Origin of the sequence: Burkholderia singularis (assembly GCF_001718875.1) — a bacterium.
GTDB classification, from domain to species: Bacteria; Pseudomonadota; Gammaproteobacteria; order Burkholderiales; family Burkholderiaceae; genus Burkholderia; species Burkholderia singularis.
Window position 1 is genome coordinate 92784 of the sequence record NZ_CP013448.1, and the last position, 11839, is coordinate 104622.

The following is an 11839-nucleotide window of genomic DNA, read 5'->3' on the forward strand; positions in this document are numbered from 1 at the left end:
ATTCGGTAGCGCCCGTTACGTCCGGCACGACCTCCCGCGAGCCGGCGCGCGATCGACGACGATCACGATGCCGCGAGCCAAGCTTAGTCCACTCGCCGCCGCATGACTGTCAAACTATGTCGAATACTTTTCGACGGGCTTTCACTCGACAGGCATCCTCTGCATTCGCGCGTTTGGCACGATGGGCACGGCCGGTCAGGCACGGACGGTCAGGCACGGACGGTTAGCGGCACGCCGGTCACTCACTCGCGCCGGACGCAGGCGCCGCCGCGCTTGCCGCCACACCGCCGCCGGACGCGGACGCCGGCGCGGATGCCGGATGGCTTGCGTTGCTGCTCACGGCATCGTCGTCGTCCGGCTTCGTGCATCCGGATAGCAGCAGCGCGGTGATCGCCGCTGCGGCGCATGCGTATCGCTTCATTGCGTCACTCCCTTCGAAAGGCGCCGTCGAAACGGCATCGGCATACAGCCGATACGTTATTTGAAGAACGTCATCTGCACGACCTTGACGATCACGAGCCCGACCGCAAGCACCAGATAGCCGCGCAGCACGCCCATCCAGATGCGCGTCGACAGCGTGATCCGCGGCGCGGGCAACGTGTCGAGCGGCGGCATTCGCCACGTGTCGCGCAGGCTGCGCTCCATGGGTACGGCCTGCTGCGCGCCGCCGCGCTTGCGCAGCGCGAGCGTCGCGCCATAGCCGAGCACCGCGAGCAGCGTGCCGAGCGCGAGCACTTCGAGCATCGTCTCGCCGCTGATGTCCGGATACAGCACCGATGCCGTCAAAATGATCGACAGCATCACGAGCACCCAGATCACCGCGCCGGTGAACAGGTTCAACCTCGTCGAGTTGACCCACGGCCCGAGCACCGCGCGATCGTTGCACAACAGCAGCAGGAACACGGTCGCGCTCGGCAGCAGCACGCCCGCGAGCGTCTGCACCGCCTCGGTCAGCAGGCCGAGCGGGCTGCCTGGAATCAGCACGAGCGCGGCCGCCGCGGCAACGATGCCGAAATAGACGAAATAGAACCCCTTCGCATCCGACACGCTGCGATGCAACGAATGACGAATCTTGAACACGTCACCGATCGCATAGGCCGTGGCGAGCGAGACTGCCGCGGCGCCGATGATCGACGCGTCGAGCAGCGCGATCGCGAACAACGTCGCGCTCGTGTGGCCGGCGTACTTCGCCAGGCCCGCGATCACGCCGCCTGCATCGCTGAAGTTACCGTATTCCGGCTTGCCCGCGTAAAGCGCCGCGCAAAACGAGATCATCGCGATCGCGCCGATCATCACGAATACGATGCCGATCCACAAGTCCGCCTTCTCGTATTTCATGAAGCGCGGCGTGATCCGCTTGTCGATCACGTAGCTCTGCTGAAAGAAGAGCTGCCACGGCGCGATCGTCGTGCCGACGATGCCGATCACCAGCAACATTACGTCGGAAAGTTTCGCGTGCGCGGGCCAGCTCGGCACGGCCAGATCGCGCGCGATTTGATGCACGGGCGGATGGATCGTGACGAGCACGGGCACGAGCAGCAGGCTCGCCACGCACAGCCCGATCGCGAAGCGCTCGAACCGGCGGAAATCGCCGGTGCTGACGGCCGCCATCGTAAGCGCCGCCGCGATGCACACGCCTGCGATCTTCGATACGCCGAAGAAATCGAGCACGAACGTAATGCCGATGAATTCGGTAACGATCGTCAGCGCGTTCAGGATGAACAGGTCGATCACGCTGAACGCGCCCCAGAACTTGCCGAAGCGCTCGAAAATCAACCGCGCGTGGCCGACGCCCGTGACTGCGCCAAGACGCAGCACCATTTCCTGATTGACGAACAGCACGGGCACGAGCAGCAGCAGCGTCCAGAGCAGCGACGTGCCGTAGTTCTGGCCCGCCTGCGTATAAGTGCCGAACGCGCCGGCGTCGTTATCGCCAACCATCACGATGAGACCCGGCCCGAGAATGGCGAGCAGCGTGCGAAAACGCGCCCACCAGCCGTTGCGCGGCGCGGTGTCGTGGTGCGCGATCGTGCCGAGCGCGCCCTTGATGTCGCCCAGATGCGCGTGATCGAGAACGGCGCTGCGCTCCCGCGCAATCGGTGGAGAGAGATCGGTTGGCGTGGACATGCTGTTACTCCGATAAGCGTGTAGTCGTTAAGCGGCGCATTGAGCCGGCATAGGCAAACGCGCGCCGCCGGACGGCATCGCTTGCCTATGTCGAAACGCGCAGCGGGTTCAGAAAATCAATGTTTTCAGGCGCTGCCAGAATGTGGCGTGTGCCGGCTTGCCCGCGGCATCGAGCGACAGCATCGCGTCGTAGTGAAGGCGCGATTCTTCAACGTGCGGCAGTGGCGACAGAAGCAGACCGAATTGCATGACGAGGCTCCGGGCGAGTGTTCTCGCGTCGAGGGAAGCCAGGCGCCCGGCGCATGCGCGATGCGCGATCGGTCGAGCCCCACGCGCTTCCCTTAATGATCGAAATCGAAACGATTCAGGATGGGGCGTATGGGATAGCTGTCACTGTCCGGCATATCGGCTCCTTGTATTCAAAAGGTCATCGTCGAGCGCATACGCGCGATGCGAATACGCCAGCCGCGCGCATGCACGACGCCCGACGCGGCGTGAGCGGCGTCGAGCGAACGCGCGCCGCCAGCCAGCGGCTCGCGGCGTTGCCGAATGCGCGCGTGCGAAAGCGCAGCGCTCATGCGGCGCGAATCAAGGGTGCACGGACGAGGGAAACTGGAGTACTACGGCGCGCACCGTCTGCGTGATCGGCAGGACGGCGGCGGAAAGAAGGCGCGGACGTCTTGCCGTTCAGGCGGAGAAATTGCTCGAAGGTCGACTACTGCAAGTGTCCAAGGCATCGGCCCCATCTGTGGAGATGGCCGGATTCTAGGTAGGCGGCAGATCGAAAGTCAATCGCCAATGATTGGTATCGCAAAAAAAATTTCGCGCCGCGCGCCGGCTGTAAGTTTTGAGGCAATGAAATCGAGCCCGATGCTTTCAATGCCGCGCGCGCCGTGTCGCATGCAAACCCGGCCAAAAACGCCGGCACCGCGAACGTATGCCGGCCGGCTCGGCATTTTTATTCGTTTTTTTACTTGCATGCGTATCGATAGGCCGCATACAATCCGCCGCAATTCTTTACCGAAGGAGCGTCCCACGTGGACACGTGCCCTAGTAGTGAAAATCTGAAGCCGGCTCATGCCGGCCGCGTCATCGCGAGATAGCCGCTTGGGTTTCCTTCGCCGCTAACTCGCACCAGTCGGGTTAGCGCGCTCATCGCCGACGGCTTTCGCCTGTCCGGCCGCACGCAGCACGCTTGCTCTGTTTCGTCGTCGTCAGCCGTCCCGCCAGGCGGGCGGGCGACGTCGCGTATCGTCCAACGTGCGCCGCTGCGCACGGGAGCGCAGTCATGCTTGTTCCATTCGTTATCGCCAAACTCAGGCGATATGCCGATCCGCCTATCCGCCGGCGCGGCATTTCGGCCATCCCGCCGCTTGCGCAACCCGCAGACCACGACTTGCCGCAACGCGCCGATCATCGCGCGTGGCCCGCGGCGTGGGCAATCGTCGCGGCCGCCGCATTCGCAATCGCGTTCGCGGCGCTGTTGATTCAAGCAAGCTTTCGCATCGGCCTGCATCAATCGATTCGCATAAGCTGGTGGTTCTCCTAGGCCGCCAGCCAGCCGCCGGTTTGCCGCGGCCGGCGGGCTTCTCCGAGCGGCAGGCGGCCGCCATGCCCGGGCGCTTCAGTTCAACAAGCAACGATTCGTCATGAAGAAAACCATTCATCACCTGCTCGCAAAATCCGGCGTCGTCACCGGCCTGCCGTTGCTGCTATCGCTCGGCGTCGCGCAACCGGCGCTCGCGCAAACAGCAAACGCCACGCCGGCAACGCCCGACAACGCCGCGCCGGCATCAGCCGGCCACGCCGCGCCTGCGCCGGCCGCAGCGGACCAGGCTCAGGCTGCAACGGCCGGGGCCGCTGACGGCTCATCCGCCGCGCAAAGCGCGCAAGCCGCGCCCGATGCGCACCCCGCCCCCGCGCCGGGCGATCCGCCCGCCGAAGCGCCTGCGCCAACCGGCTTCTGGGAACGCTCGAATCTACTCGGCGATATGGGCGGCCTGCGCAGTAAGCTCGGCGATCACGGCATCACGCTCAACTTGCAGGAAACCAGCGAATATCTGAACAACCTGTCGGGCGGCACCAAACGCGGCGGCGCCTACGACGGCCTTACGCAATTCGGTTTCAGCGTCGATACCGACAAGGCATTCGGCCTGCCGGGCGGCACGTTCAACGTCTCCGCGCTGCAGATCCATGGCACAAACCTGACGCAGCGCAACTTGCAATTGCTGCAGACAGCAACCGGCATCGAGGCGGAATCGACGACGCGCCTCTGGGAGCTGTGGTATCAGCAAGCGTTCGCGGGCGGCCGCGCGGACGTGAAGATCGGCCAGCAGAGTCTCGACCAGGAATTCATGGTGAGCCAGTACGCCAGCACCTTCATCAACGCGACCTTCGGCTGGCCGGTGCTGCCGTCCACCGACATGCCGGCGGGCGGCCCCGCCTATCCGCTGTCGTCGCTCGGCGTGCGGCTGCGCGTGAGGCCGTCTGATGCATGGACGGTGATGGCGGGCGTGTTCGACGGCAATCCGGCAGGCGGTCCGGGCGATCCCCAGCAACTCAACCGCCACGGCACGAACTTCAATCTGGGCAATGGCGCGCTCTTCATCGGCGAATTGCAGTACGCGCTCAACGCGCCGCCCGCCGACTCGAAAGCGCCGCCGCCCGCCGGTCTGCCCGGCATGTACAAGCTCGGCTTCTGGTACAACACCGAGCGTTTCGACGATCCGCGCTACGACACGAACGGCGTGCCGCTCGCGAGTCCGGCAAGCAACGGCGCGCCCGCGACGCATCGCGGCAATTACGGTTTCTATGCACTCGCCGATCAGATGGTGTGGCGGCCGAGCGCGGACAGCCCACGCTCGCTGAACGTGTTCGCGCGCGTCATGGGCGCGCCGGGCGATCGCAATCAGGTCGATTTCGCGTTCAATGCCGGCGTCACGCTGAAGGCGCCGTTCGCGGGCCGCGACAACGACACGGCCGGCGTTGCGATCGGCTACGCGAAGCTCGGCTCGCGCGCACGCGGATTCGACGGCGATACCGGCGTCTACACGACGCCCGGCTATCCCGTGCGCCGCGCCGAGACCCTGCTCGAAGCGACTTACCAATATCAGGTAACGCCGTGGTGGCAATTGCAGGCGGACTTTCAGTATGTATTCCGGCCGGGCGGCGGCATCCCGAATCCGAACGAGCCGGGCGCGCGGATCGGCAACGAGGCAATCGTCGGGCTGCGCACGACGATTGTGTTCTGATCCGACGGCGGGACGCTCGCCGTGGAGCGGTTGGGTATGCACAGCGGGGACGCAGCGCCGGTTCCGGTTGACGACGATGGCTTGACCGAGGGCGAAACTCCGCACCGACGCCGGATCAACAGCGTAAGCGGGTAGCACCGCCGCCAACCCCGCGCAAACCTGGCCTCGGCCAACGCGCGCAGCGGACGCACAAGCCGCGCCGGGCCGCCCTTCACCTCGACGCGTCAAGCCGGGCGTAGGTCAAACCGCGCGGCCGGTCATTTGCCCGAATGGCCGCGCACCTTGCACTCGAGCGGCGTGCGCTTGAGCCTGCCTCGACAATCAGCGCACCGCACACGCTGGGCACGGCCACCGTGCCCGCGCCCTTTTACGTCGCCCTTTTACGCCGCTCCTTTACACAGCCCTTTTACGCCGCCCCCCTCCGACGACGCGCGCAACCGCTGCGTCTTCCAGATCTGGAACCCCCTCGCCGCAAGCTCGATCAGAAACGACTTCAATCCGCTTTCGTCCGGAATCGGACGGCGGCCTTTGGCAATCCGATGCATCTGTCGCGAATACCACGTGACTTCGAGCGAGCCGAGACTGTCGAAATATTTGATGCCCGTGGTGAGCGGCTTGATGCGATGAAGCGTTTCCTCGCCGCGCAGCAGCCGCGCCGGCGCGTCGGGCTCGATCGTGAAAATACGGCCGAGGCCGATCAAATCGAGCGCGCCGGCGCGCAATGGCGCCGTCATCCCGGCAAGGCTGCGAAATCCACCCGTGACCATCAGCGGCACGCGAACCTCGGCGCGCACCTTCTCCGCGAACTCCAAAAAATACGCTTCGCGCGCGAGCGTCGACGCCTTGCGTTGGCCGACCTGCATCACCGGTTCCTCATAAGTGCCGCCGGAGATTTCCACGAGATCGATACCGGCCTGCGCGAGCGCGCGGATCACGTCGAGCGACTCTTCCTCGGTGAACCCGCCGCGCTGGAAATCGGCCGAATTCAGCTTGATCGAGACCGGAAAATCCGGGCCGACGCGGCGGCGCACTTCGTGATACACGGCAAGCACGAAGCGGCGGCGCTTCTCGGCGTTGCCGCCCCAATCGTCATCGCGCTGATTGTGATGCGGCGACAAAAACTGGCTGACCAGATAGCCATGCGCGCCGTGCAGTTGCACGCCGGTAAAGCCCGCCTGCTTGGCGATCGCGGCGGTCGTGCCGAAGCGCGTGATGATGTCGTCGATCTGCGCGGCCGTCAGCGCGCGCGGCACCGGGAAGTACGGCGCGAGCTTCGGTCCGAAACCGATCGCCGAAGGCGCGACAGTTTCGCGGTTGAGCCCGCGCATCGCCTGCTTGCCGGGGTGATTGAGCTGCATCCACAATTCGCTGCCATGCGCGGTGCCGGCCGCCGCCCACTCGCGCAGGCGCGGCAGATCACGCTCGTCCTCGATCACGACGTTGCCCGGCTCGCCGAGCGCACGGCGGTCGATCATCACGTTGCCGGTCAGCAACATCCCCGCTCCCGAAGACGACCAGCGCCGATACAGCGTGATCAACTCCGGCGTCACGCAGCCGTCGGCATTGGCGAGCGTCTCGGTGAGCGCCGATTTCGCGAGACGATTTTTCAACACCGTGCCGTTGGGCAACGTGAGCGGCTGTGACAGGACCGCGCTCATATTCGGGTCGGGATCTGACATGTTGCGATTCTCCGGTTAAATCGACAAAACCATCGAAAAACGAATCATTCTTCAATGACATGGTAGATATCGTAGGTTCCGAAAAAGAACTTTGCAAGCGAAGTAAAACGGCAAACTGTTCGACTGCGGCAGCCACGTGGGTCCGCGCGCGTCGCGTATGTCACGGCAGGCCACCGTTTGTCGCGATCGGAAGATGAGACATGCGGCCTGACGCTGGTCCCCGGCTGACCCTCTCCTATGCGCGCCAATCCGCCGAACTGCCCCTCGGCATGCCGGCAAACTCGCCACGCCGCAGCATGAACAAGCGCGGCCAACGCAGCACGCCATCGACGATTTGTCAGGCAATCCGAAGCAATTTGTCATTCACGCGTCATCGGAAAGTCGGTTTCGCGCTTTATCGTGGCCCCTTCGGCCTCGTGCAAACGAAGCGCGCCATCGCAGCGAGACGTCGCCCTTGCCTCGCATGGCCGGATACGGCATGCTGGGACGAACGCTCGATACGCTCGGCCGTTCTGCCCGGCCCCTGCCGATGAGAGTCGCATTCACGCGGAGCTATCAGCTTGGTCCTCGTCGCCCTCGCCGTTCGCCGTTCCAGCCGCCCAGACACGCATGCCACTGCCCACGCGCGCCCATTCGCACGGGGGATTGCACGATGAAGACGCGCGCTTGGCTCACCGTTGCAATTGCCGCGCTGCTTGCGGTTGAGTTGTTCTCGTTCGGCGATATCCGGCACACCGCCACGAGCATCGCCTCGCAGCTCGCGGCGACGCTCGCGGCGCTCTGCGCGCTGCTCGGCTGCGTCTACACGTTGCTGGCGAGTGCGCTCACGCGGCGCTTCTTTGCGCGCGCGCCACACGAGCCACGGCATTGTCCACCGGTGACGATCGTCAAGCCGCTGCATGGCACCGAGCAAGCGCTGTTCGCGAATCTCGCGAGCTTCTGCGAGCAGCGCTATGACGGTCCGATCCAGTTCCTGTTCGGCGTGCACGACCGCAACGACCCCGCGCTGCGCACCGTCGAAGCGCTATGCCGCGCCTTTCCGCACGCGCGCGTGACGACGATCGCCGACGCGCGCCTATACGGCCCGAACCGCAAGATCGCCAACCTCGTCAACATGCTGCCCGCCGCCATGCACGATCTGCTGATCTTCGCGGACAGCGACGTGAGCGTCGGCCCCGATTACGTGCGCCACGTCGTCGGTGAACTCGAACAGCCCGGCGTCGGGCTCGTGACCTGCGCGTACCGTGGACGGCCCGATCCGGGCTTCTGGCCGCGCATCGAGTCGCTCGTGACCAATCATCATTTCCTGCCCGGCGTCGTCACGGGCCTCGCGCTCAAGCTCGCGCGCCCGTGCTTTGGGCAGACCATCGCGATGCGCCGCGCCACGCTCGATGCAATTGGCGGTCTCACGCAATTCGCACACCATCTCGCGGAGGATCATGCGATCGGTGAAGCGGTGCGCGCGCACGGCGAGCGCGTATCGGTGCCGCCGTTCGTCATCGAGCACGGCTGCGTCGAAACGAGCGCGAGACGGCTCGCCACGCACGAACTGCGCTGGAGCCGCACGATTCGCGCCGTCGATCCGCGCGGCCATCTCGGCCTGATCGTCACGCATCCGTTCGCGCTCGCCCTGTTGAGCGCCGTGCTGTCCGACGGTGCGTGGTGGTCCTGGCCGCTCGTGCCGATCGCGCTTGCCGCACGCCTGGCTGCCAAATACGCAACCGATCGCGCCGTGCGGCAGCCGGTGCGCGACCTGTGGCTGCTGCCGCTTGCCGATCTGGTCGCATTCGGCGTCTTCGTCACGAGTTTCTCGTCGTCACGCGTGATCTGGCGCGGCTTGAGTTTCGATGTCGATCGCGACGGCCGCTTGTGCCCCGCCCCCGAAAAACGTTCGAACGCATAGCGCCGCCGGCCCGTCGCATTACTTCGTCATGCCAAACGAATCGATTCCGCAACAAAAACCGATACAGCCGCACGCGCCGCGCCGGCGTGCGCTCAAGCACGCCGGGCGTATCGCGGCGCTCGCCGGCCTCGCGCTCTCGCTCTGGCTCGTCGCGCGCGACAACCCCGCTGCCGTGCTTGCGTTGATGCGCGCCGCGGGCGCCGGGCTCGTCATCGCCGCCGCTGCGCATCTGCTGCCGATGCTCGCCAATGCCAAGGATTGGCAAACGCTGTTCGCCCCGGCCAGCCGGCCGGGGCTCGCCGCGATGCTGCGGCTCGTGTGGATTCGCGAATCGATCAACGGGCTGCTGCCTGTTGCGCGGATCGGCGGCGAACTCGTGTCGTTCCGCCTGCTGCGCGCGCGCGGCATCAGCGCGCCGGCATCGGCGGCAAGCCTGGTCGCCGATATCCAGCTCACGCTGATCAGCCAGGCGCTGTTCGCGCTCGCGGGCGTCGGCTATCTGCTGACGCGCACGGCGTCGAGCACGCTGCACGTCGCCGGTATGTTCGCGTGGGGGCTCGCCGCGCTCGCGCCGCTCGTGATTCTGTTCGCGCTCGTCCAGCATGCGAAGCCATTCGAGCGCGCGATGCAGGCGCTCAATCGCGTCGCGGGCGGCCAACTCACGTCGCTCGTCGAACGCTCCGCTCAGGTCGACGACGCGCTCAAGGCGATTTGGCGACAGCGCGGCGTGGTACTGCGCTATCTGTTCGTCTGGCAACCGCTACAGCATTTGGCGACGTCGCTCGAAATCTGGCTCGCGCTGCATTTTCTCGGCGCCCATCCGTCGCTCGTCGATGCGCTTGCGATCGAGGCATTGATCCAGGCGGTCAGCAGCGCCGCGTTCTTCGTGCCGGGCGGACTCGGCGTGCAGGAAGGCGGCTTCGTGCTGATCGGCGGCGCGCTCGGGCTCGATCCGGCAACCTGTCTCGGGCTCGCGGGGGCGCGGCGCATCCGCGACCTGCTGATCTTCGTACCCGGGCTCTTCGCATGGCAATTCGCCGAGGCGGCGGTCACGGCACGCCAATCCTGAGTGTCATCCCCGCGTGTGGCCAAGCAAATGCACGCGCGTCACGCGATCTTCAATTTAGGCGCGCATGATCGGGCTTGGCCATATTTGATCGGCAATGCGTACTGTTTTGCGACAGGCGGCTTAAGACCGGCATGCGCGCCGAGCCGCGAAACTCGCGCAGCCGCATGGCTGGCCTGACATACGCGCTGCGCGTCGCCCCCTTTCCGTTCGCACCGAATTCAAGTAAGGTTGCCAAGCCGCTGCCCGGCGCGGCAGCCGATGCAGCGGTCACGGCCGGCCACGGCTTACTACCGGCAGACGAACAAGAAAATTCGAGATAACCAGGAGAGAGGGCATGCGTTGGCAATATCCCGCCGCCGCGCTCGCGATCGCCGCGCTCATATGGACGGGCGTGCGCATCGCGTCGACCGACGCGGCGTCTTCCACCGGACCCGCCGCGCATCCGCAGCCGGCCTCCCCCGCGCAAGTGGCCAATGCATTCTCCGCCGCCTCGGCGGCCGCGTCGCGCGGCGCACCGCCGCCACCGCTTCCCCCGCGCGTGACCGAATACATCGCACGCGAATACGCGAACTCCGTCAGCACGCGCGAGGCACTCACGCAAATCGCCCGTGGCTGGAGCCAGGCAGTCAACAACGTCCACAGTCCCGCCGACGCCAAGGTCGCGGGCGACGCGATCGCCCAGGGCATCGCGTGCGCGCTCAGCCCGGGCGTGCTGACGAAGGCGGGTGTCGATCCGCAAACGATGCTCGATCGGATCAAGAGCACGCGCGCGATCATGCTCGACACCGAAGCCGACACGCTTGCCTATATTCGCTTCCAATCGCTCGCGGGCGGCCAGTATTTCAACGATCCAGGCCCCGCGTCATGCAGTTTCAATCCGGCGTCGCTGCCGAATTGAATTTACCGCCCTGATGTTTTCCCCTACCCAGGAGGCGCTTTCCGATGAAAAAGTTAGCAACGCTGATGATCGCCGGCTCGCTGCTCGCGCTGCCGTATGTGCCGCTGCTGAACGCGGCGCGGGCCGCCACGGCCGCGCCCGGTTCGGCAATCGTGTTCGTCAACGGCATCAACAACACATTCGACGATGCGCTCGCGAGCCTGCAAGTATTGAAAAATGAACTGAACACGCGCGATGCGGGCAACACCTACGTGTATGGCAACGCCTACAACGCAACGCAAGGCACCTTCAGCGATCTTTATCAGGTGTTCAAACAAAAGTCGGTCGAAGGGTCCAGCCCGGCGGACTTCTGGCGGGCGATCGACGGCGGCAGCATCCCGTCGAGCGGCATGGACGCCGCGCTCGAGCAGAAATACGTCTCGATCCTGACGCAAAACGAAATCCCCGAATTGCCGGATCATCTGAATCAATATCGCACGTACTTGCAGCAAAACCGCAAGGTCGTGCTGGTTGGCCATTCGCAGGGTTCGCTGTATGCGAACTTCGAGACGAACCTCCTGATCACCGGGCCGGAACAGGCGCAGGGCAAGATCACGACGGTCAACGTCGGCAATGCGGCGCGCTATCTGCTGCCGGGTTCGAGCTATCTGACCTCCACCTCCGATACGGTGATCGGCAGCCTCGGCATCGTGCAGACGGTCATGCCCGCGAATTTCTCGCTGGGCCCGCATCTGTTCACTGACCCGCTCGGCCACTCGTTCGTGAAAATCTATATGAACCAGTCGTTCGCGGCAGCCAAGCAGATTCTCACGCAGGTATCGCAACAAGCGAACAGCTCGGCGCTCGCCGCGCGCTGAAGCGAAACTGAAGCAAAGCTGAAACGAAAAGACGCGAAGCCAAACGGCCCGCTTT

11 protein-coding genes are annotated in these 11839 nt (G+C 65.1%); 5 read left to right on the forward strand and 6 right to left on the reverse strand.

All coding sequences use genetic code 11. The features are described from left to right. Positions 1-238: 238 nt before the first annotated feature. From AQ611_RS00435 to AQ611_RS26240, 5 genes are all read right to left on the reverse strand, one after another. Positions 239-421 (reverse strand): hypothetical protein, encoded by a 183-nt coding sequence (locus tag AQ611_RS00435; protein WP_059517435.1) that lies wholly within the window; start codon positions 419-421, stop codon positions 239-241. A gap of 56 nt (positions 422-477) precedes the next feature. Next, positions 478-2127: an NRAMP family divalent metal transporter gene (locus AQ611_RS00440; RefSeq protein WP_069233450.1), complete on the reverse strand. Its 1650-nt coding sequence runs from the start codon at positions 2125-2127 to the stop codon at positions 478-480. Positions 2128-2235: 108 nt separating this feature from the next. Next, positions 2236-2376 (reverse strand): hypothetical protein, encoded by a 141-nt coding sequence (locus AQ611_RS26000; RefSeq protein ID WP_069233451.1) that lies wholly within the window; start codon positions 2374-2376, stop codon positions 2236-2238. Positions 2377-2546: 170 nt separating this feature from the next. Beyond that, complete coding sequence (locus AQ611_RS25270; protein WP_156789202.1) at positions 2547-2705, reverse strand: hypothetical protein; 159 nt, start codon at positions 2703-2705, stop codon at positions 2547-2549. Between the two features lie 210 nt (positions 2706-2915). Beyond that, positions 2916-3107 (reverse strand): hypothetical protein, encoded by a 192-nt coding sequence (locus AQ611_RS26240; RefSeq protein ID WP_125910465.1) that lies wholly within the window; start codon positions 3105-3107, stop codon positions 2916-2918. A 669-nt stretch (positions 3108-3776) separates the two neighbouring features. On the opposite strand from AQ611_RS26240, the gene AQ611_RS00455 reads away from it, so the two are divergent. Then, a complete protein-coding gene (locus AQ611_RS00455; protein ID WP_069233453.1) occupies positions 3777-5378 on the forward strand; it encodes a carbohydrate porin in 1602 nt (533 codons plus the stop codon). 380 nt (positions 5379-5758) lie between these two features. Here the strand turns inward: AQ611_RS00455 and AQ611_RS00460 are convergent, their stop codons facing one another. Next, positions 5759-7057, reverse strand: a complete 1299-nt coding sequence (locus AQ611_RS00460; RefSeq protein ID WP_069233454.1) for an NADH:flavin oxidoreductase/NADH oxidase family protein — start codon at positions 7055-7057, stop codon at positions 5759-5761. A gap of 652 nt (positions 7058-7709) precedes the next feature. Here AQ611_RS00460 and hpnI point away from each other — a divergent pair. The 4 genes from hpnI to AQ611_RS00480 all read left to right on the forward strand — a co-directional run bounded on the left by hpnI (position 7710) and on the right by AQ611_RS00480 (position 11784). Then, a complete protein-coding gene (gene hpnI, locus AQ611_RS00465) occupies positions 7710-8960 on the forward strand; it encodes a bacteriohopanetetrol glucosamine biosynthesis glycosyltransferase HpnI (RefSeq protein WP_069233455.1) in 1251 nt (416 codons plus the stop codon). A gap of 28 nt (positions 8961-8988) precedes the next feature. Beyond that, positions 8989-10029 (forward strand): lysylphosphatidylglycerol synthase domain-containing protein, encoded by a 1041-nt coding sequence (locus AQ611_RS00470; protein ID WP_069233456.1) that lies wholly within the window; start codon positions 8989-8991, stop codon positions 10027-10029. A 334-nt stretch (positions 10030-10363) separates the two neighbouring features. Next, positions 10364-10927, forward strand: coding sequence for a hypothetical protein (locus AQ611_RS00475; RefSeq protein ID WP_059517420.1), 564 nt, complete (start codon positions 10364-10366; stop codon positions 10925-10927). A gap of 44 nt (positions 10928-10971) precedes the next feature. Next, positions 10972-11784 (forward strand): hypothetical protein, encoded by an 813-nt coding sequence (locus AQ611_RS00480; protein ID WP_059517418.1) that lies wholly within the window; start codon positions 10972-10974, stop codon positions 11782-11784. Positions 11785-11839 lie beyond the last annotated feature (55 nt).